This window comes from Streptomyces sp. NPDC006733 (assembly GCF_040636125.1).
Taxonomy (GTDB): Bacteria; Actinomycetota; Actinomycetes; order Streptomycetales; family Streptomycetaceae; genus Actinacidiphila.
In genome coordinates this window covers 132,495-154,217 of sequence record NZ_JBEYJD010000003.1, presented here as the reverse complement: position 1 = coordinate 154,217, position 21,723 = coordinate 132,495, and the positions used below count along the sequence as shown (strand labels likewise).

14 protein-coding genes are annotated in these 21,723 nt (G+C 73.0%); 3 read left to right on the top strand and 11 right to left on the bottom strand.

Annotated elements, in window-relative coordinates:
- Positions 1 to 8: 8 nt before the first annotated feature.
- The 7 genes from ABZ721_RS04770 to ABZ721_RS04740 all read right to left on the bottom strand — a co-directional run bounded on the left by ABZ721_RS04770 (position 9) and on the right by ABZ721_RS04740 (position 7,460).
- A complete protein-coding gene (locus ABZ721_RS04770; protein WP_358787124.1) occupies positions 9 to 404 on the bottom strand; it encodes a hypothetical protein in 396 nt (131 codons plus the stop codon).
- 201 nt (positions 405 to 605) lie between these two features.
- Positions 606 to 1,208, bottom strand: a complete 603-nt coding sequence (locus tag ABZ721_RS04765; protein WP_358787123.1) for a hypothetical protein — start codon at positions 1,206 to 1,208, stop codon at positions 606 to 608.
- 156 nt (positions 1,209 to 1,364) lie between these two features.
- Entirely contained in the window at positions 1,365 to 2,291 is a 927-nt protein-coding gene (locus ABZ721_RS04760; RefSeq protein ID WP_358787122.1) for a Ku protein, read from the bottom strand.
- 101 nt (positions 2,292 to 2,392) lie between these two features.
- Positions 2,393 to 3,049, bottom strand: coding sequence for a DUF5825 family protein (locus tag ABZ721_RS04755; protein WP_358787121.1), 657 nt, complete (start codon positions 3,047 to 3,049; stop codon positions 2,393 to 2,395).
- Positions 3,006 to 4,928, bottom strand: coding sequence for a RiPP maturation radical SAM C-methyltransferase (locus ABZ721_RS04750; protein WP_358787120.1), 1,923 nt, complete (start codon positions 4,926 to 4,928; stop codon positions 3,006 to 3,008). The genes ABZ721_RS04755 and ABZ721_RS04750 overlap by 44 nt, the downstream gene beginning before the upstream one ends.
- Positions 4,909 to 6,261 (bottom strand): MFS transporter, encoded by a 1,353-nt coding sequence (locus ABZ721_RS04745; protein ID WP_358787119.1) that lies wholly within the window; start codon positions 6,259 to 6,261, stop codon positions 4,909 to 4,911. Before ABZ721_RS04745 ends, ABZ721_RS04750 begins: the two co-directional genes overlap by 20 nt.
- Positions 6,258 to 7,460 carry a radical SAM protein gene (locus ABZ721_RS04740; RefSeq protein ID WP_358787118.1) on the bottom strand — a complete coding sequence of 401 codons (1,203 nt, stop codon included), beginning with the start codon at positions 7,458 to 7,460 and terminating at the stop codon, positions 6,258 to 6,260. Before ABZ721_RS04740 ends, ABZ721_RS04745 begins: the two co-directional genes overlap by 4 nt.
- Positions 7,461 to 8,033: 573 nt before the next feature.
- Between ABZ721_RS04740 and ABZ721_RS04735 the strand changes: the two genes are divergently transcribed.
- The 3 genes from ABZ721_RS04735 (at position 8,034) to ABZ721_RS04725 (ending at position 15,328) form a co-directional block, all read left to right on the top strand.
- Complete coding sequence (locus ABZ721_RS04735; RefSeq protein WP_358787117.1) at positions 8,034 to 10,646, top strand: AAA family ATPase; 2,613 nt, start codon at positions 8,034 to 8,036, stop codon at positions 10,644 to 10,646.
- Between the two features lie 228 nt (positions 10,647 to 10,874).
- Complete coding sequence (locus ABZ721_RS04730; RefSeq protein WP_358787116.1) at positions 10,875 to 14,318, top strand: DNA polymerase III subunit alpha; 3,444 nt, start codon at positions 10,875 to 10,877, stop codon at positions 14,316 to 14,318.
- Positions 14,319 to 14,323: 5 nt separating this feature from the next.
- Positions 14,324 to 15,328, top strand: a complete 1,005-nt coding sequence (locus ABZ721_RS04725) for a hypothetical protein (protein WP_358787115.1) — start codon at positions 14,324 to 14,326, stop codon at positions 15,326 to 15,328.
- 65 nt (positions 15,329 to 15,393) lie between these two features.
- Here the strand turns inward: ABZ721_RS04725 and ABZ721_RS04720 are convergent, their stop codons facing one another.
- The 4 genes from ABZ721_RS04720 to ABZ721_RS04705 form a co-directional block, all read right to left on the bottom strand.
- Entirely contained in the window at positions 15,394 to 17,022 is a 1,629-nt protein-coding gene (locus ABZ721_RS04720; protein ID WP_358787114.1) for a bifunctional aspartate transaminase/aspartate 4-decarboxylase, read from the bottom strand.
- Between the two features lie 13 nt (positions 17,023 to 17,035).
- A complete protein-coding gene (locus ABZ721_RS04715; RefSeq protein WP_358787113.1) occupies positions 17,036 to 18,739 on the bottom strand; it encodes an aspartate-alanine antiporter in 1,704 nt (567 codons plus the stop codon).
- 31 nt (positions 18,740 to 18,770) lie between these two features.
- A complete protein-coding gene (gene aspT, locus ABZ721_RS04710) occupies positions 18,771 to 20,447 on the bottom strand; it encodes an aspartate-alanine antiporter (protein WP_358787112.1) in 1,677 nt (558 codons plus the stop codon).
- A 154-nt stretch (positions 20,448 to 20,601) separates the two neighbouring features.
- Entirely contained in the window at positions 20,602 to 21,609 is a 1,008-nt protein-coding gene (locus ABZ721_RS04705) for a YdcF family protein (RefSeq protein WP_358787111.1), read from the bottom strand.
- Positions 21,610 to 21,723: the final 114 nt, after the last annotated feature.

Here is a 21,723-nt window from a genome sequence, read left to right as displayed (position 1 = left end):
CGATCGGGCTACACCAGGTCCTGTCCCGGTGCTTGGTCGTGTCGCGCGCCCGCGTCGCGCCAGGCCAGGGCCCGGTGGATCTGCGGGGCGGTCAGCCCGGTCGCCGGGCTGAGCTCGTCGACGGTCAGGTCGTCCGGAACGGCGGACAGGGCCCGGACGATCTGCCAGGACCACAGCTCCTCCTCGACGAAGGGCCGCCGCCGGTACTTCTCCAGGAGCTCGCCCAGGTGCTCGCCGCCGCAGGCCACGAGCAGGCGCATGCCGTCCTTGGCCGGATCGGTGGCGTGCACGGCCGAGGAGTCCCGCACGATCGCCAGCACCCCGCCGTCGCGCCAGAGCCGGCCGCACCAGTCGCACAGCTCCACCGGCTCCGTCGGCTCGCGCATCGCATCCTGCTCCGCCATGCCCCGCGCCTACCCGCCCCGCGCCACTCCACCGCCGCCAACCGCCGTACCCGCGTGGCCTGTTGCCGGTCACCGAAGCGGAATGTGCGCTACCCCGCACGGTCCGTAGCCGCCGGGCGGCGCCGCCGCCGCGCACGATCGTCCGAAAACCGCCCATGGGCACCGCCCGGCCGGGCGGTGCCCACGGGAACGCGCTTCGGGTCAGGCGCGAACGGTGAGCCAGGCTCCCAGGCCGCTGCACCCCTGGGCGTCATACGTGGTGCTGCGGTAGCCGGCCGGGATGGGGGAGTAGGGGCAGGTCCAGATGCCGTTGCGTACCAGCTGGTGGAACCAGGCGCCGATCCCGCTGCAGCCGGTGCGGTCGTACATGGTGATGACGTAGCCGGACACGACCGGGGACCCCGCGCAGGTCCAGATCCCGTCCCGGGCGAGCTTGTGGAACCAGGCGCCGACCCCGCTGCAGCCCGTGCGGTCGTACATGGTGATGACGTAGCCGGTCACGATCGGCGACCCCGCGCAGGTCCAGATCCCGTCCCGGACGGGCTGCTGCAACCACGCTCCCGCGCCGTTGCAGCCGCTCCGGTCGAACATGGTGATCACGTAACCGGGCGGGACGGCCACGCCCGGACAGGTCCACCCGCCCACCGCGGCCTGGGCCCGGGAGTCTGCGGCCGCGGCCGTGCCGGTGGCCGTTCCGGTGAACACGGCCGCGAGGAGCGCGACCGCTCCCACGATCGCGGCGATCCTGCCGCGGAACACGGCTATGGACGAACGGTTCCAGAAGTGACGAAGTCGGCTGTTCACAGCACCCCGGTCCAATCGGTCTGCTCAGATGAATGAGGTGCCAGCTTGCCCGTGCCGCCGGACCCGGCAGCGGCTTTTGGGCACGTCACAGCCGTGATCGACGATCACTGGGCGTGAGCCTGGGGGGCGGGGGAACGCGGGACGGGGGGCCGAAGGTCAGGCGCTGCGCCTGCGCGCGGCGGTCTTCTTGGCGGGGGCCTTCTTCGCCGCCTTCTTCGCGGTCGTCCGCTCGGCCGCCGCCTTCTTCGCCGCGGGCTTCTTCGCGGCCCCCTTCTCCGGCGCGATGTCGTGCACGGTGGCGTCCTGCCCGCGGTTCTCCTTGGCCTGGACGAGGCTGGCCTCCAGCGCCTCCATCAGGTCCACGACCTTCCCGCCCGCCGGAGCGGGAGCACCGGCCGGAGCGGTCTCCGCGCCTTCGACCTTGCCGCGCACCAGGTCCGCCACCGCGGCGGTGTACTGGTCCTCGTAGGTGTCGAGGTCCGCCTCGCCCAGCGCGTCGATCAGGGCGATGGCGGCCTCGATCTCGTGGTCGGCGAGCTGCACCTTCGCGGTGGGCGCGGCCTCGGCGGGGGACTTCATCTCGTCGGGCCAGTGCAGGGTGTGGGCGATCAGCACGTCGTCGTGGGCGTAGATCAGCACCAGCTGTTCCTTGTTGTGCAGCGCCACCTTGCCCACGGCGGCCTTCCCCGACCGGGCGAGCGCCTGGCGCATCAGCACGTAGGGCTTGTCCCCGCCGGAGCTCGGCTGCAGCACGTACGGGGTGTTGTACTGGGCGCCGGGCACCCCGGCCATGTCGAGGAAACCGCTGATCTCGATGGTCTTGGCGGTGGGCAGCGGCATGGCGGCGAGCTCGTCGTCGGTGATCTCCACGAGCGTGCCGTCGGGCGTCTCGTAGGCACGGCCGATCTCGTCCTGGCTGAGCACGGTGTCGTCCAGCTCGCACTTCTTGCGGTAGCGGACGGGCCCGTGGTCCGTCTTGTGCATCTGCCGGAACGGGATTTTGTGGCTGCTCACCGTCGATCCCAGGCGCACGGGGATGGAGACCAGCCCGAAGGAGACCGTCCCGGACCACAGCGGCTTCATCCCGCGACCCCGCCGGTTGAGTGACTCATATCCCGACGCTACGACCCCCGCCCCCGCCCCGCGACCGCACGGGTACGGCGCGGGCGCGGGAGCGGGGGTCATCAGGCGGCCACCGGGGTGGCGGGGCGGTGCGCCGTGCGGTGGGGGAGCCACCAGGCCCGCCCGCCGGCGGCCGCGATCAGGTCGGCCGAGGCCAGGGCGGCCAGGACCGTCGGGTCGAGGCGGTCGCGGTCCGCGCCCGGCAGCAGGGTGGCGATGGCCTGAAGGAACGCCGGGTCGTCGATGGTGATCCGCTGGACCCGGCCGCCCCGCCGGTCGCGGATCTGCACGAAGCCCGGACCGTTGCGGTACACGCACGCCTCCCGGCGGTAGCCGGACCGCCACTCCCGGTGGATCCGCTCACCGTCGCCGGGATCCGCGGTCTCCACCGACACCGGCGGATACAGGTGGCCGAGCGCCCGCCAGCTGCCCGGGGGCCCGTCGACGCGCAGCCGCCAGTCGGCCACGAGGCCGTACGCGGTCAGCTCCCGGATCAGGACCAGGGCCGGTACCGACGCCGGGTCGGCCGGGGCCACCGCCTCCCGCAGGCCGACGCGGCGTACCCCGCGGGCGTACCACGCCCGCACCGTGCGATGGGCGTCGGCACCGGTCGGCAGGGACGTGGCACCCAGGTCTGTGTCGGCGGGGACGGCGGACAGCACGTCCGGGTCGTAATCACGCCACAGCCGCAGGGACAGGGCCGGTGGGCTGAAGGTCATCGAGGCTCCCGGGGAGGGTGTCGGCGGACGGGTCGTCGAGCAGTTCCTGGTTGACGGCGGCCGGCACCACGTGCACGAACTGGCCGTTGTCGGTGAAAACCAGGCCCAGTGCGCACCACCGGTCCAGCAGCGCGGTGATCTCAGCGCCGTCCACCGCGCGGCCGGCGCGGGCGCCGGCCTTCGCGGCGAGCACCGCCGGGGTGCGGGGCTGGTCGAGCAGCCGGAAGACGGCGAGTTCCACGGGATCGTCCAGGCGCAGCACCGTCCAGGGGAACCGGGCCCGCCGGCTCACCAGGAGGATGCGGTCTCCGAGGTCGCAGTGGGTGAGCCGGCTGCGCCCCGCCGCCGCCCGCCAGGCGTCCACCGCGGTGTGCAGCCGTTCGGCGGTCGCGGCGCCGATGCCGCGCTCCGGCGCGGAGAACAGGTAGGCGAGATCGGCCAGTTCCTCCTCCGGCAGGTCGTGGACGAGGCCGTACTGCGGGTCCGGGCGCAGCGCGCCGAAGCCCAGTTCCGGGCGGTCGAAGTACGGGCTGAACCGTTCGATGGCGATGCGGCTCGCGGACAGCGGCGGGGTCAGGTGGTGCAGGGCGGGCAGCTGGCCGATGACGGGCAGGTAGTCCTGGTCCGTCTCGCCCGGGAAGCCGTAGAGGTAGTTCCACTCCGGGACCAGGCCGGTGGTGCGGGAGTCGCGCAGCATGCGGACGTTCTGGCAGCCGGTGACGCCCTTGTCCATCAGCTGCAGCGTGCGGCTGCCCAGGCTCTCGATGCCGGGCTGCACGTGCACCAGGCCCGCGTCGGCGAGTAGTTGGAGCTGCCCGAGCCGCAGGTTGGACTTGATCTCGTAGTGCAGCCGCAGGTCGTGGCCGGAGGCCGCGAGGCGCGGGAGCAGGGTGGTCAGGTAGTTCATGTCCAGGATGTTGTCGACGACGACCACGTCCAGCACCTGATGCCGTTCGACCAGGCCGGTGATCTCGTCGTGGAAGACGTCGGGGTGCTTGCTGCGGAACTGCATGAAGGAGCCGTTCAGACCGCAGAACGTGCAGTGGTGCTTCTCCCCCCACCAGCAGCCGCGGGCGCCTTCGACCACCAGCCGCGGCTCGCTCCAGGCGCCGGCCCGGGAGGCGGCGAAGCGTTCGAAGTAGCCGTCGTAGTCGGGGGGCACGATCGCCGCCGGCGGCAGCGGCCGGGTGCTCATCGGCTGGGCGACGGAGGTGCCGTCCACGTCGCGGCGGCACAGTCCGGGCACGTCGTCGAGCGGTCCGCCGTCCCGCAGCGCTCTCAGCAGGGACGGGAAGGCGGTCTCGCCCTCGCCGCGCAGGACGAAGTCGGCGCACGGGAAGTTGCGGTGCAGTGCCTCGCCCTGGGCGCCGTCGCAGTTGGCCCCGCCGAAGACCGTCACGATGTCCGGCGCCAGGTCCTTGAGGTGGCGGGCGGCGGCCAGGGCGGCGGTGTTCTGCTGGAAGGTGGTGGTGAAGCCGACCACGTCCGGGGCGCGGGCGGCGATCCGCTGGGCGAGGTGCCGGATGAAGTCCGGTGCCGTGCGGTGCAGTTCGGTCGCCAGCGCGAGCATGCCGTCCGGCATCCGGGGGCCCATCAGCTCGGTGAACTCCCGCAGCCGCCAGTCGGGATCGCCGTACAGGGCGCTGGAGAACACCCAGTCGCCGCAGCCCTGGAAGTAGGAGTCGTGGGCGAAGTAGGTGTAGTCGTCGCCGGTGAGTGCGGTGCGCCGGGTGACCCAGTCGATGTAGTCGAGGTTGGCGTGCACCACCTCGGCCTCGGCGTCCGGCAGTTGCTCCCGCACGCTGCGGCGCAGGATGCCCAGCGCGAGGGAGGGGACGTCGGCCGACGCCCACGGCATGTTAACCAGTAGTACGCGCATGGTCCTTCCCCGGTGAGGTGTGGTCCGGTGCTGACGGGAGGGCGGCGGCCGGGTCCGGGGCGGGCCCGGTCCGTGCCAGGCGGGAGGTCGGTTCGCGCACCTCGCCCACCGCGAGCAGCGGCAGCGGGATCAGGGCGAAGGCCGCCGCGCCCAGCCACAGCACGGGGCCGGTGCCCAGTGCGAAGGCAGCGGCCCCGCCGAGGGCGTGCCCGGCCGGCCGCAGCGAGAACGAGCCGACCATGTCCCAGGCGCTGATCCGGCCGAGCACGTGCGCGGGCACGGCCTGGGCCAGTGCGGTCCGCCACAGCACGACGAAGACGGCCTGGCAGACCCCGACGAGGAGGTGGGCGCCGACCACCACCGCGAACGGCGAGCCCAGGGCCAGGCACAGCGGCGCGACGGCCATCGGCACGGCCATCAGGTTGGCCGCCAGGACGGCCCGGCCGACCTTGAGGCGCCCGGCGACCCAGCCGCCGGCCACGGACCCCAGCCCCAGCGCGGACATCAGCCACGCGTAGCCCCATGCCCCGCCGTAGCGGTCGTCGGCGACGACCGGCAGGACGGTGATCAGCGGCCCCGAGCCGAGGAGTTCCAGCGCGCAGGCCGCCAGGATCGACGTCCACAGCCAGCGGCGGGCGGTCAGCTCGCGCCAGCCGGTGCGCAGTTCGCGGCAGAGCGACGGCGCGGCGCTCCCGGCGCTCCCGGCGTGCTCGTCGCGTGCGGCGGGCCCGGGCTGCTGGGCGGCGGTCCGCGCCCGGCGCGGGCAGATCCGCAGGATCAGGCAGGCGCTGACGGCGAAGGTCACCGCGTCGCCGGCCAGCACCCAGGCGGGGCCGACCCCCGCCACCAGGGCGCCGCCGGCCAGCGGGGCGGCGACCGCCACCACCGCCGAGGCGACGCCCAGCCGCGCGTTGGCCCGCTGCACCTCGTCCGGTCCGACGATGCGCACCACCACGGACTGCGCCGCCGGGCCGAAGAACGCCGTGGCCGCGCCCTTGACGAACATCAGCGCCGCGAAGAGCGGGACGGTCATCGCCCCGGTCGCCAGCAGCGCCGCCGCGGCGGTCTGCACCGTCAGGGACAGGACGTCGGAGGCGACCATCACCCGCGCGGGCGGGAACCGGTCGGCCAGGGCGCCGCTGAGGACGAGGAAGACCAGCATCCCGGCGAAGGTCGCCGCGAGCACCACGCCGATGTCCGCGGCGCTGCCGCCCATGACGTCGAGGACGGCGAAGGCGGCGGCGACCGGGACCACCAGGTCCCCGAAGGCGGAGCAGACGCGCGCCGCGAGCAGCAGACCGAGGTCCCGCGGGCGGCGCGCCTGCGGGCTCACGCCGCCCCCGGCGCCGCCGCGGTGCCGCCGAGCAGGCCCGCGGTGTACATCCGGTCCAGGACCATGCCGTCCACCGTGTCGGCGTACCGCTGCGCGACCTGTTCGGGGATCCGGTTCTCGGCCGGGTAGCCGCACGCGACCCAGCGCGAGGCGACCAGGTCGTCGTCGGCGAAGTACCCGCCGTCGACGGTGCCGACCTCGTAGCCGGGCTTGCCCGCGGACTCCCAGCAGCTGTACAGCGTCCCGTCGGAGTTGACCACGGACCCGGTCCTTCCGCCGACCTCGCCGCAGGTCTCGCAGACATGCTGGCGCGGCAGCGGGATGCGGAAGCCGGCGTGCAGGGCCCGGCCGTAGAGCCGGCCGACGCGTTCCGCCAGCTCCACCGAGCGTTCGACGGTGTCCGCGAAGCCCGTGCCGGGGTCGTGCACCGGGGCGAAGGCGAGGGCGAACTTCGAGGTGTCCAGCCGGCCGGCGAGCCGGTCGACGAGCGCGTCGGCGCCGGGCAGCGAGTCACCGGTCAGGTTGACCCGCAGCTGCCAGTCGATGGAGGTGTCCCGGGAGACGGCGGCCAGGTTGTCCACGATCCGGGCGAAGGTGCCGCGCCCCGCGACGGTGATGCGCGACCGGTCGTGGGCGGCCACGTCGCCGTCGAAGGTCACCTGGACCGACCGCAGGCCGGCGTCCTGCAGCGCTTTCATCCGTCCGACGGTGAACAGCGTCCCGTTGGAGATCATCGAAGCGGTGACCGGCCCGAGCTTCGCCGCCCCCTCCAGCAGCTTGAGGCACAGGTCCAGATGCAGGGTCGGCTCACCGCCGAAGAGCATCAGCCCGAGCTTGTCGGCCCCGTGGCGTTCCATCTGCCGTCCGGCGAACGCGAGGATGTCGGCGATGCGGTCGTCGTCGATGTTCTCCCCGGCGATGCGGACCGGCACGGTGCCCGGGACCTGGCCGGGGCCGGCGGACGGCAGCTCGGCGTTCTGGAAGCAGTAGGCGCACGCGAGATTGCAGCGCGTCGTGATGAGCACGGTCATGTGGTACGTGCCGGTGTCGGCGGGCGGGGAGAGCTGTGCGTTCTCCAGCGCCCCGCGCGCGTCGCCGGTCAGCCGACCGTTCTCGAAGACCCCGTCGAGCGGCAGTCGCGCGACCCGCCGCGTGCCGACCGCCCAGTAGCAGTCCGTCCCCCGTATGACCCGGTACACCGTGTCGTCCCTCTCTCAACCCTGGATTGTGTCGATCACCTGACGCGGCCGATCAGCCGCCGAACAGCACGCAGTAGCCGTAACAGACGCTTCCGCCTGCCGTCACGGCGCTGTCGAACACCTCGATGCGCATGGCCTTCACCCCCCTCGCCGCCTCGTGTGCCGCGGATCGCGCCGTGGGGCGGATCCGCCGTGCCGCCGGTGGGGGACGGTGTCCCCCACCGGCGCAGGACGGCCGGCGTCCCGGCCGGTGGCTGGGATCAGCCGAAGATCGTGCAGTAGCCGTAGCAGACGCTGGCGGCCTCCATGGCTGCGCTGTCGAAGACCTCGATACGCATTCCTGTCACCCCCGTTCGGATGTCGCTGGTCCGGCCGGCGCTCGTCGTTCCCGTCCGGCCGTGGACAGTTCTACGCGGGTGGAGGAGCTCGGGCATCCGTAACCGGCTGCCCATATCGGCGGCGGCGGTTGCCTACGCACGCTGTCCGACGGGCACCTGCCGCATGCGGCGCAGAGCGGGCGCGGAGCGGGAAACGGACGTGCCGTCGCCGGCGAACCGATGGCACGATGCCCTCATGCGGGGGCATCTGCTCGAACGGGAGACGGAACTGGAGGAGCTGGTCTCGGCGGTCGCCGCGGCGCAGGCGGGACACAGCTCGGTGGCACTGGTCGTCGGCGAGGCCGGCATCGGCAAGACCAGCCTGGTACGCGCCTTCAGCCGGACCGTCGCCGGTACGGCCCGGGTGCTGACGGGGGCCTGCGACGACCTGATGGCACCGCGCGGGCTGGGCCCGCTGCGGGACGCGGCGTACGGTACCGGCGGACCACTGGAGAAGACGCTCGCCGAGGGGCTGACGGGGGAGGCGATCCTGGTCGCGCTCACCGAGGAGCTGTCCGGACCGGAGACCGCCGTCCTCGTCGTCGAGGATGTGCACTGGGCCGACGACGCCAGTCTCGACGCCCTGAACTACCTGGTCAGGCGGCTGGAAAGCCACAAGGTGGTGCTCGTGCTGACCTTCCGGGACGACGAGGTGGGCCCCGGCCACCCGCTGCAGCAGTTGCTCGGCACCCTCGCCCAGGCCCGGGTGCACCGGCTGCCGCTGCGTCCGCTGTCCCCGGCGGCCGTCGCCGCGCTCGCCGCCGGCTCGGGCCGCGACCCGGAGGCGCTGCACGCCGTCACCCGGGGCAACGCCTTCTACGTCACGGAGGTGCTCGCCGACGTGCCGGGAGCGGTGCCGGACACCGTCGCCGACGCGGTGTCCGCCCGGGTGCGGATGCTGGGGGAGGAGTGCCGCGAGGCGCTGGAGCGGCTGTCCGTGGTGCCCAACCACGTCACCTTCGGGCTGGCCGGGACGCTGCTGGGCGATCAGCTCGACGCCCTGGCGGAGGCGGAGGGCCGCGGGATCGTCGAAGTGCGCCCCGACGGGCTGGCGTTCCGCCACGAACTGGCCCGCCGCGCCGTCGAGCGCGGGCTGCCCGCGCTGCGCCGCCGCGCGCTGCACCGCGCGGTGGTCCGGGCGCTGCGCGCGCACGGCGACTGCGATCTGGTCCGGCTGGTCCACCACGCCGTCGAGGCCGACGACGAGGACACCGTCGTGCGGTACGCGCCGGACGCCGCCCGCGAGGCGGCGCGGACCGGCTCCCACCGGCAGGCGCTGGCGCTGTTCGCGGCGGCGCTGCGCTACCCGCACCGGTTCGTCTCCGGGGAGTTGGCGCGGCTGATGGACGAGTACGCGTGGGAGCTGTACAACGCCCACCGGTTCGCCGAGGCGGTGGAGGCCGGGCAGCGGGCGGTGCGGCTGTACGAGCCGCTGAGCGATCCGGTGCCGCTGGGCGAGGCCCTGGTGCGGCTCTCCCGCCACCTGTACATGACGGGGGCGACCGATGCGGCGGAGGAGGCCGTGGAGCGGGCGGTGCGGGTCCTGGAACCGGCCGGTCATGTCTCCGCCCTCGCGTACGCGCTGACCTACCGCGGCGCGGTGCTCACGCTGACCGGCCACGGGGAGGCGGCCACCGACATCCTGGACCGGGCGCGGCACCTCGGCGACCGGGCCGGCCGGCCCGATCTGGTCGCCCTGTGCCTGAACTACCTCGGGATCGCGCGGGCGGATCTGGGGGAGGCGGCGGACGGGCTGCGCCATGTGCGCGAGAGCCTGGCGGTCTCCACGCGGGAGGGGTTCTACGAGAGCGCCGCCCGCGCCTACACCAACCTGGGCGAGCTCTTCCACCGGTTCGGCGACCACGACGCCCTGGGCGACTGCGTCCGCGTGGGTCTGGCCTTCACCCGGGAGCGGGGTTTCTGGTCGCACGCCTACAACCTGGAGGTCCACCGCTGCCTGGCCCTGATGCGGCGCGGTGAGTGGGCCCGCGCGGAGGAGGGGCTGCGCGGGCTCGTCGAGGGCGTCGACGACCCGGGCATGCTCCACGCCTACAGCGTCCCGCCGTACGCGCGGCTGCTGGCCCGGCGGGACGAGCCGCGGGCGCAGCCGCTGCTGGCCGAGGCCTGGCAACGGGCGCTGCGCCACCGGTCGATGCCCGGGATGGCGTACGCGGGCATCGCCTACGCCGAGTGGGCGTGGCTGGCGCGCTGCCCGGAGGTGGCCGCGGAGATCCGGGACGCGCTGCTGCCGCAGCTGTCGTCCCCCGGAAGGGCGCCCTTCCGCGCCGAACTGCTGCGCTACCTGGCCCGGTCGGGCCTGGCCGCGGCGCCCGTCACGGACTGCCCGACGCCGTACGCCGACGGTCTGCGCGGCGACTGGCGCGCGGCGGCGGCCGGCTGGCAACGGCTCGGCGACCCGTACGAACGGGCCCTGGAACTGGCCGCGTCGGGGGAGCCGGAGCCGACCGTGGAGGCGCTGCGGGTGCTGGACGGACTGGGCGCGACGGCCCCCGCCGCCCTGGTGCGCGGGCAGTTGCAGCGGCTGGGCCTGCGCCGGCTGCCCCGCGGCCCGGCGGTGGCCACCCGCGCCCACCCCGCCAACCTGACCTCCCGGCAGGCCGATGTGCTCACGCTGCTGAGCGAGGGGCTCACCAACGCCAAGATCGCCGAACGGCTGGTGCTGTCGGTGCGGACGGTGGACCACCACGTGTCCGCGATCCTCGGCAAGCTCGGCGCCAGCACCCGCCGTGAGGCCGCCGAGACCGCGCGCTCCCTGTCGGCCCCGCTCCCGCGGCCGTCGTCGGCCTGACGGCCGGCCGGCGCCTTCCCCGCCTCCGCGACACCTCGCGACACCTCGCGACACGAGGGGATCGTGCGCGTCCGAGGCCCGGCCGCGGCCGGGAGGTGAGGTCCGCCCGCACCGAGGAAAGTGACACAGAGTAGCTATCGAACAAATGTACGGATCTCGGGTTATGGTGGAACAGCGACGGAGGAGATCCGGTGGGGGAGGACGCGTGCAGAGGAACTGGAGGTGCCGATGTCGTCGTTTACGCACCTCCACGCCATGTCCGGCTACTCGGCCCGCTACGGCGCCGCGCACGTCGACCAGCTCGTGCACCGGGCGGCGGAACGCGGCATGGGTGCACTGGCGCTCACCGACCGTGACACCGTCACGGGGGCCGTGCGGTTCGCCAAGGCCTGCGGAACCCACGGCGTCCGCCCGCTCCTCGGCGTCGACCTCGCCGTCGCACCCCACCGCCCCGCGCCCACCGCGGCCCGGACCCGCACCCCGGCGCGCGGCGGTGCCCACGTGGTGCAGGCGCCCCTGCGGGTGACCCTGCTGGCCCGGCACGCCGCCGGCTGGGCCCGCCTGTGCCGCCTGGTCTCCACCGCGTACACCGACCCGGCCGCGGGCGTGCCGGTGGCGTCCTGGCCGGCCCTGGCCCAGTACGCGGGGGAGGGGCTGACGGTCCTGCTGGGCCCGGCCTCCGAACCCGTCCGCGCCCTGAGCGCCGGCCGCGAGGACCTGGCCGAACAGCTCCTCGCCCCGTGGCGCGACCTGGCCGGCGACCACCTGCGGATGGAGGTGGTGTGGTTCGGCCTGCAGGGCACCGGCCCCGGCTCGCTGCGGCTGGCCGGCCGCACCCTGGCCCTGGCCGACCGGCTCGGCGTCCCGGCCGTGCTGACCAACGCGGTCCGCTACGCCGACCGCGAGCAGCACCGCCTCGCCGACGTGCTGGACGCCGCCCGGCTGCTGCGCCCCATCGACCGGCAGCGCCTCGACACGGGGGAGCGCTGGCTGAAGGACCCGACGGCCATGGCCGCGGTCGCCGACCGCGTCGCCGAGGCGGCGGGCGCCGGCCCGGACCGGGCGCGGCGGCTGCTGGCGGAGACCGCCCGGACGGCGGCGGAGTGCCGCGTCGACCCGGTGGCCGACCTGGGGCTGGGCCGCCCGCACTTTCCCGAGCCGTCGGTCGTCGGCGCCGGGGCCGGCCCCGGACAGGCGGCGGCGCTGCTGCGCGAGCGGTGCGAGGCGGGCATGGCCCGGCGCGGCCTGGACCGCGACCCGGTCGCCGTGCGCAGGCTCCAGGAGGAGCTCGACGTCATCGCCCGCATGGAGTACGACACGTACTTCCTCACCGTGGCGGCCGTCGTGGCCGACGTGCGGGAGATGGGGATCCGGGTGGCGGCCCGCGGCTCGGGGGCCGGTTCCATGGTCAACCACGCCCTGTACATCGCCACCGCCAACCCGCTGGAACACCACCTGCTGTTCGAGCGGTTCCTCAACGTCCGGCGGAACTCGCTGCCCGACATCGACATCGACGTGGAGTCCGCCCGCCGCCTGGAGGTCTACGACCGCATCATCGAACGCTTCGGCACCGAGCGCGTCGCGGTCACCGGCATGCCCGAGACCTACCGGGCCCGCCACGCCCTGCGCGACACCGGTCTGGCCCTGGGCATCGCCCCGCACACGGTCGACCGCATCGCGAAGTCGTTTCCGCACATCCGGGCCTGCGACATCACCTCGGCCCTGGCCGAGCTGCCCGAACTGCGGGACCTGGCCGCCGCGGCGGACCGGTTCGGACCGCTGTGGGAGCTCGCCGAGGGCCTGGACGCGCTGCCGCGCGGGATGGCGATGCACCCGTGCGGCGTCATCGTCAGCGACACCACCCTGCTGGACCGGCTGCCGGTGCAGCCCACCCCGGGCGGCTACCCGATGGTGCAGGCCGACAAGGAGGACGTCGAGGACCTCGGGCTGATCAAACTGGACGTGCTCGGCGTGCGGATGCAGTCCGCGATGGCGCACGCCGTCACCGAGATCCGGCGCGTCACCGGCCGGAGCATCGACCTCGACGACAACCGGCAGGTGCCGCTGGACGACTTCTTCGCCTTCAAGCTGATCCAGGCCTCCGACACCATCGGCATGTTCCAGCTGGAGAGCCCGGGCCAGCAGGATCTGCTGGCCCGGCTGCAGCCCAGGGACCCGCAGGACGTCATCGCCGACATCAGCCTCTTCCGCCCGGGACCGGTCGCCGGCGGGATGCCCGCGCAGTACATCGCCGCCCGCCACGGCGCCGCCCCCGTCTACCCGCACCGCGACCTCGAACCGGTCCTCGCCGACACCTACGGCGTGACGATCTGGCACGAGCAGATCATCGACATGCTCGCGACCCTCACCGGCTGCGACCGCGCGCTGGCCGAGGTCGGCCGCCGCGCTCTGGGCGACAGGAACCGGCTGCCGAAACTGCGGGAGTGGTTCCACCGGGAGGCCGCCGCCCGCGGCTACACCCCCGAGGTCCGGGAGGAGGTGTGGGGGATCATCGAAGGGTTCGGCTCCTTCGGCTTCTGCCGCGCGCACGCCGTCGCCTTCGCCGTCCCCGCCCTGCAGTCGGCGTGGCTGAAAGCGCACTTCCCGGCCTTCCTGGTGGCCGGCCTGCTCGAACACGACCCGGGCATGTGGCCCAAGCGGGTGATCGTCGCGGACGCCCGCCGCCACAACGTGCCCGTCCTGAGCGTGGACGTCAACCACTCCCGGGCCACCCACACCGTGGAGAGGACCGACGACGGCACCTGGGGTGTGCGGCTGGCGTTCTCCGCGGTCAAGGGCATCAGCGAGGACCAGATCGGCCGGCTGGTGGCCGCCCAGCCCTACGCCTCGCTGCAGGACCTGTGGCAGCGCGCCCGCCCCGACCGCCCCACCGCGGAACGCCTCGCGGAAGTCGGCGCCCTGGACGCCGTGCGCGGGTCGCTGACCCGCCGGGACCTGCTCCTGCAGATCGCCGAACTCCACGCCCACGCCCGCGGCCGGCAGGGCGACGGCCAGCTGCCGCTGCACGACGTCAGCGCCGGCTCCGCCCCCAGCGGCCTGCCGGAGATGACCGGCCGCGAAGCGCTCGGCGCCGAACTGGAGACCCTCAGCATCGACATCAGCCAGCACCTCATGGAGCACCACCACCGGCTGCTGCGCGAGGTCGGCGCCACCGACGCCGCCCACCTGGAGGCCTTCGAATCCGGGCAGACGGTCCTGGTCGCCGGCGTGCGCGCCTCGACGCAGACCCCGCCCATCGCGTCCGGCAAGCGCATCATCTTCGTCACCCTCGAAGACGGCTCCGGCCTCGTGGACCTGGCCTTCTTCGAGGACTCCCACGCCGCCTGCGCCCACACCGTCTTCCACAGCGGACTGCTGCTGGTGCGCGGCACCGTCCAGCGCCGCGGACCGCGCCGCACCGTGGTCGGCATCCGCGCGTGGGACCTCGAAGCCCTCGCCGCCGCCCGCCGCGACCACGGGCCCGAAGCCGTCGTGCGCCTCCTGGGCGACACCGCCCTGCCCGGACCCACCCCCGCCCAGGCCCCGCGGCGCACCCTCGCCAACGGAACCACCGGCGCCGTCCTGCACCCGTGGGCCGACCTGCAGCCCGCCGGCACCCGCTCCGCGAACCTCACCAAGCTCGGCCACATCAGCCCCGGAAGCGCAGGATGAGCCCCATGCAGCCGGCACCGCGCCCCATCCTGCACGCGCACTTCCACGGCGGGACCCGGGACGATCCCGCGCTGTACCAGCAGCTCCTGGAAGTCCTGCAGGGCATCAGCCCGCGCGTGCAGGCGCTGGAACCCGACGGCGCGCAGATGGACCTCACCGGTGCGCTGCGCTACTTCGACCGCTCCCCCCGCGACCTCGCCGAACTGATCCGGATGCGGGTCGTGGCCCTGCACGGCGTCCAGGTGACCCTCGCCGTCGCGGGCAACCGGCTGCTGGCCGGGATGGCCGCGGCCGTGACGCCGCCCGGCGGCATCACCGTCATCGGCCACGACCCGCACGACATCGCCGCGTTCCTGCGACCGCAACCGGTCAGCGCCCTGCCCGGCGTCGGGCCGGCCACCGCCAGGACGCTGGTCCGGCACGGCCTGCACCGCATCGGGGACCTCGCGGACGCGCCGCTGCTCACCACCCAGCGGCTACTGGGAGCGACCACGGGCCGCTCCCTGCACGACCTCGCCCACGGCCGCGACCCCCGCCCCGTCACCCCCCGGGCCGTCGGCCGCTCCGTCGGCGCCGACCACCACTTCGACCGCGACGAGCTCGACCCCGACCAGCACCGGCGCGTCCTGCTCGACCTCAGCGACCGGCTCGGCTCCCGGCTGCGCTCCCAGGCGCAGATCACCGGCGGCCTGTCCCTGACCGCCCGCTACGCCGACCGCTCGACCACCACCCGCACCCGGTCGCTGCCCGAGCCCTCGGCCCACGGCGACGACATCCGCGCCACCGTCTACGAGCTGTACGCGGCGCTGGGCCTGCAGCGCGCCCGCGTCCGGTCCCTCGGCGTGCGCGCCGAGCAACTGCGCCCCGCCCACGCCGCGGCGCAGCAGCTGAGCCTGGACCAGGTCCGCGAGAACCGCCTGGCCGTCGAACCGGCCGTCGACCGCGCCAACGCCCGCTTCGGCCCCGGCGCCGTGCGCCCAGCCAGCCTGGCCCGCTCCCGCCGGGGGTAGGAACGGGTGGAGCCCACCGGCGCGGGATCGCCGGTGGGCTCCGTCGTACGTCGGGCTGCGGTGTGTCAGGCCTTCGTGGCCTGCCATTCCGTGTGGTACTCCTCCAGGATGGCGTGGAGTTGGTGGCCGATCTTGAGGTAGTCGAGGTCGTCGAGGTTGGCCAGGGAGACGCGGACCGACCACTGGGGGCCGTCGAAGCCGCCGCCGGGCAGGAGGACCACGGAGGTCTGCTCGGCGAGTCGGAACAGCGGGTCGATCGGCTCGTAGGTCGCCCGCAGGTAGGCGCCGAACTCCGGGCCGTGCACCCGCTCGGCCTCCGCCATCAGGTCCAGCTCGATGTAGTAGCCGGCCCGCTGCGGGTCATCGGAGATCTTCATCGTGCTGCCCTCCAGCAGCAGGTCGAGCCGGCGCAGCACGATGGAGCGCACGAGCGCCTTGTACTCCTGGCCCTCGGGGTCCAGGTCGAACAGGGAGAACAGCGCCATCTGCACCTGCTGCGGCAGGGAGAGGCCCGCGGTGTGGTTGAGGGCGACGTCGCGGGAGTCGGCGACCAGCCGGTCGATGAACTTGATCTTCGAGGGTTCCAGCGTGAGGGTGCCGTAGCGCCGGTCCAGTTCGGCCTTCCGCTCGGCGGGCAGGTTCGCGATCATCTCGTCGATGACGTTGTCCTCGTTCAGCCCGATGACGCCCAGCCGCCAGCCGGTCGCTCCGTAGTGCTTGGACCAGGAGTAGACCAGGAGCGTGTTGCGGGGCAGGTCGGCGGCGAGGGAGCGGAAGTCCTCGACGAAGGTCCCGTAGACGTCGTCGGTGATCACGACGAGGTTCGGATTCGACGTCCTGACGATCTCCTGGATCTGTCGGCTGACCCGGTCGGAGAGCGCCATCGACGGCGGGTTGGACGGGTTGACCAGGCACACGGCCTTCACCGCGGGGTCGGCCAGCTTCGCGACCTGCTCCTCGGAGTAGCGCCACATCCGCACGCCCTCCTCGGCCCACATGTCGGCCTCGACGGTCACCACGTCGAAGGAGAACCGGTCCAGGTCGCAGACCTCGATGTACGGGTTGAAGATCGGCACCATCAGAGCGATCTTGTCGCCCTTGTGCAGGATGCCGTTCTGCATCAGGGAGTCGAAGGTGTAGCACATCGCCGCCGTGCCGCCCTCGGTGGCGAACAGGTCCATGGTGCCCGCCGGCGGCCGGCCGCCCGTCAGCTCGGCGTCGAGGTAGGCCCGCACGACCCGCTCGACGTGGTGCAGCATGCGGTCGGGCACCGGGTAGTTGTCGCCGATGACGGAGTCGGCGAGCTCGTGCACCCAGGCGTCCGGCACGAAGCCGAGCCGGTCGATCCCGTAGGCGACGCAGCGGGCCAGCAGTGGGATGCCGGGCATGCCCGGGTTGGCGTGCACGAAGCGGGTGAAGCGCTCGTGCGAGCCCTCGGAGGCGGGCATGCCGCCGAGGTTGTCCATCGTCCACACCCGGCGGGACTCCGAGATCCCGAAGTTCAGCAGGGCGGCGAACGCCTCGCGGGGGCCGGTCGCGACCCAGTTCGGGTTGCCGCGGCCGGCGTTGAGCATCGCCCGGGCGTTCTTCTCACGGCTCTTGTCGGCGAGCTTGATCAGCTCGTCCTTCAGCTCGAACGGGCTGAGCCTGCCGAGCTCACGCATCTGCTCGCGGCTGGTGGTGGATGCGGTCATGGGTGGCTCCAGTTCAGTGGTTGAGGAGGACGATGACGGCGCCCCACACGGTCAGCAGGACGTTGCCGACGGCGTAGGGGATGGTGTAGCCGAGGGTGGGGATCTGGCTCTTGGAGGTCTCGCCGATCGCGCCGATCGCGGCCGTGGTGGTCTGGCCGCCGGCCAGGACGCCCATCAGGATCGGGAAGCGGATCTTCTGGATGTAGTGGCCGACACCGAACCCGACCAGGAGCGGGACGACGGTGGCGATGGCGCCGAAGAGCAGCAGCCCCCAGCCGGCCTCCGACAGCCCGTCGGTGAAGCTCGGACCCGCGTTGATACCGACGACCGCGACGAACATGCACAGGCCGAGGGTGTCCATGAACCACTGCGCGCCCGGCGGAACGTTCCCGTACGTGGGGTACTTGGCGCGGATGTAGCCGAAGATCAGACCCATGATCAGGCCGCCGCCGGAGGTCGACAGGCTGATGGGGACCCCGCTGACGGTCAGGGCGGGGATGCCGATGCAGCCGCCGAGGAAGATGCCCAGGCCGACCCAGATCATGTCGGTGGCGAAGCTGGTCGGCACCGGTTTGCCGATCGCCCTGCCCGCCGGGTCCACCAGCCGCTTCGGGCCGGTGAGCAGGACGGTGTCCCCCCGTTCCAGCTCCGTGCTGAGCCGGTAGGGGAACTCCGAGCCCGCCCGGTACAGCTTGTCGACGTACACGCCGGCCATGAACGGCTCCCGGCGCAGTTCGGCGATGGTCCTGCCGAGTTGCGCCTTCTCGGAGGCGATCACGTGCAGGGTCTCGGTCCGGTAGCCGAGCAGCTCCACGTCGTCGGCCTCGGCCCCCACGTGCACGCGGGCGTCGAAGGCCACCAGGTCGCCGCGGAGCGCGCTGATCGCGAGGGTGTCGCCGAGCTGGAGCGCGGTGGACTGGTCGTGCTCGAGGATCACCCCGTCGCGCCGGACCCGGGTGATGTAGATGCGGCGGCCGAGCCCCTTCTGCTGGGCCTCGAAGTCGTCGATGGTGCGGCCCGCGAGGTCCGGGCGGTCGACGGTGAAGGCGCGCAGCACGATCTCGTAGTAGCCCTCGGCGAGGTCCGGGTCGCTGTCCGGGGCGTCGAGTTCGGCGGCGAGCTGGGCGCTCTCGGCGGCCAGGTCCTTGCGGTAGAGCCGGGGCAGCACGTTGGCCAGCAGCATCGCGCACAGGATGGTGCCGAGCGGGTAGGTGACGGCGTACCCCACCGCGACCAGGTTCTGCTCGTTCTTGATGTCGGCGGGGCTGAGGCCGGGCAGGGTGCCGATGGCGTCCTGCGCGACGCCGATGGCGGCGGACTGGGTGAGCGCGCCGCTCATCAGGCCGGCGCCCAGCCCGGGGCCGTATCCGAGCAGCACGGCGAAGACCCAGGACACCAGCAGCCCGGTGACGCAGACGATCACCGCGTTGAGCACCTGCGGCAGGCCGTCCTTCTTCAGGCCCCGGAAGAACTGCGGTCCGACCCGGTAGCCCAGGGCGAACAGGAACATGATGAAGAACAGCGACTTGACGGTGCCGTCGATCGGGACCTTCAACTGGGCGCCGAGGAAGAGACCGGCCACGAGGCAGCCGGTGACGGCGCCCAGCGCGATCGCCTTGTAGCGGATCCGGCCGAGCAGGAACCCGAGTGCGACGACGAGGAAGACCAGCAGCTCGGGGTGGGGCTTGAAGATGTTCCGGTTGAGAAAATCGATCATCGGTCCGGTCTTTCAGCTGGAGGACGGGTCGTCAGGCGCCGAGGATGCCGACGAGGATCGGACCGGTCAGCGGCAGCAGGAAGTTGGAGATCGTGTACGTGATCGTGTAGCCGAGCAGCGGCACCGAACTCTGCGCCACCTGGGTGATCGAGGTGATGGCGGGGGTACTGCACTGCTGGCCGGCGATGGCGCCGATGAGCAGGGGCTTCTCGATCTTCAGCAGTTTCAGGCCGACGACGAGGGAGATCGCGGCCGGGATGAGCACCATGCCGATGCCGGCCAGCGGGAGCAGCGCGCCGTACTGCTTGAGCAGCGGTCCGGCCTGCGGGCCCGAGGCGAGACCGGTGCAGGCGATGAAGACCGCCAGGCCCAGGTCCTTGATGGTGGTGGCGGCCTGGGGAGGGAAGGCGCCGAACGTCGGGCGGCGGGAGCGGAACCAGCCGAAGAGCAGGCCGGAGACCAGGCAGCCGCCGCCGGTGCCCAGCGACAGCGGCACGCTGCCGATCCGCACCACGATCTGGCCGAGCAGCACACCGGCCGACAGCCCGAGCCCGAGGTAGATGAAGTCGGTGGCTTCGTTCTTGACCACCGCGCCGATCTTCTTGACCACCCGGTCGAGCCCGGAGCGCGCGCCGACCAGGGTGAGGATGTCGCCCCGGTGCAGTTCGGTCTCCAGCGCGGCGGGCAGATGCTGTTCGGCGCGCAGCACGTCCGTCACGTACACCCCGGACTTGATGAAGTCCGGGTTCGCCTTCTGCAGCGCGTCCAGGGACTTGCGGTCCATGGCCTTGTCGGTCAGCACGACCTGGCGCACCGCCAGCGGCGCGTCCAGACCGGGGATGGCGGGGGTCTCGGGGCCGATGACCCGGCCCGCCTCGATGGTGTTGGCGCGCCGGCCCACGACCAGGACCAGGTCGCTGAGGGTCAGCTCCAGGTCCGGTGCGGGCGTCAGGAGTTCGCTGCCGCGTTTGACCCCCTCGACGGTGATCCGGTTGCCGAGCCCGGACTCCAGGTCGCCGACGGTGCGGCCGTCGGCGGTGGTGACCAGGTAGGTGCGCCCCACCAGCCCTGGCAGTGCCTCCCGCTCGTCGTCCTCCAGCGCCGCCGAGTCCCCGCGCATCTTCTCCCACAGCTCGCGGGAGGCGTCGCGCAGGTTGATGCGCAGCAGCATCGGGATGATCTGGCTGGTGAGGATGACGATGGTGATCAGGCCGAAGAGGTAGCAGACGGTGTACGCCGTGGCCACGTGGCCCTGGTAGGTGCTGATCTGCTGCTCGGTCAGCCCGGAGAGCTTGCCGATCGCCTCGGTGGCCGTGCCGACCACGGCGGACTCGGTGGCGGCGCCGGCCAGGATGCCGGCGGCGGTGCCCACGTCGAGGTCGAACGCCTTGGCCAGGCCGAGGGCGAAGAGGACGACCGTGACCATCTCGATCAGCGACAGCACGCCGAACCGCAGGCCCTTGCGGTTCAGGTGCGCGAAGAACTGCGGGCCGCCCATGTAGCCGAGCGCGAAGATGAACAGGGCGAAGAAGATGGTCTTGACGTCGTCGTCGACCGTGATCTTCTGGGTGCCGAGCAGCAGCGACACGATGAGGGTGCCGCAGATGCCGCCCAAGGTGATGGGGCCGACCCGGAGTTTGCCGACGAGGTAGCCGGCGGCCAGGCAGAGGAAGAGCGCGAGTTCCGGATGGTCACGCAGAACGCCCATGGCGCATCACCCGCCACCAGGGGTATCTAGGTACAAAAGGAGACATAAGCGGACGCTAGCAACGAAGTGCTGGGCTCCCTCGAACCGCCGCGCACACGTCCCCCGTTCGCGCCGGGGGCGTGTGCGCGGCGGGAGCCGGCCGGTCCGGCCGGGCTCAGGCCACGGCGAGCGTCACCACGCCGAGCGCGAGCAGCCCGCCGCAGATCGCGAGGTTCAGCTTCAGGTGGTCCACGAAGACCGCCACGAACTCCCTGATCGTCGCGCTCGGCCAGAAGTACGCGGCGGTGGGGGAGCCGATCACCTGCCCGTTGATGCCCGCCCGCCGCGCCATCAGTGCCGCGCGGAACGCGTGGAAGTTGTTGGTCACCACCACGCACCGGTACGCCGGGGCGCGCTCCGCCATCAGCACCTCGCTGCAGGCCAGGTTCTCCTCCGTGGTCCGCGACTCCTCCTCCCGCAGGATCCGCTCCTCCGGAACCCCCTTCGCCACCAGGTACTCCGCCATGGCGTGCGACTCGGGGCGCCCCTCGTCGGGCCCCTGCCCGCCGGAGACCAGCAGCTGCGGCGTCCCGCCGTGCCGCTGCTCCGCCTCGTAGGCGGCCAGCCCGCGCTCCAGCCGGGAGGCGAGCAGCGGCGGGACCTGGTCGCCGGCCAGGCCGCAGCCGAGCACGACGACGAAGTCGACACCGGCGCGCACCGTGGTCCGCCCGTAGAGGAAGGAGTACGTGAGGTAGCAGACGAACAGGAACGAGACGTAGGCGACGACGAACGCGGTCAGCACGCCCGCGGAGAACAGCACCCGGGACCCGGAGCTCGCGGCGAGGGCGAGGAACGCCAGCAGCAGGAAGATGCCCAGGCCCGCGAGGAGCGACAGCAGGTTGCCCAGGCCGCGCCCTTCCTTGCGGACCATCAGCAGGCCGTTGGCCACGAGCGCGAAGGGCAGCGCGAGACCGGCGAGCAGGACCAGCAGCGGCAGCAGGTACAGGACGTACCGCGACCCGGGGATCGGGGCTCCGTGCAGGGACACCACGAACGCGACGCTGAGGAGCACCAGCCCCAGCCCGAGGAAGACGGCGTTGCGGAACAGGCGGCGGTCCTTGCGGAAGCCGACGGCGAAGGCGAGGAACGCGAGGGCGGAGGCGGCGGAGAGGGAGAGGAGCACGAGCGCATCGTAAGGGCGCGGCGTCCGGCGCCCGGTGCCGGGGCGCGCCGCCGCGGCGCAGGTCACACCCTCCCGCGCGGCGCGGCCCGGCCGCACGTGACACGGCCGGGAGGC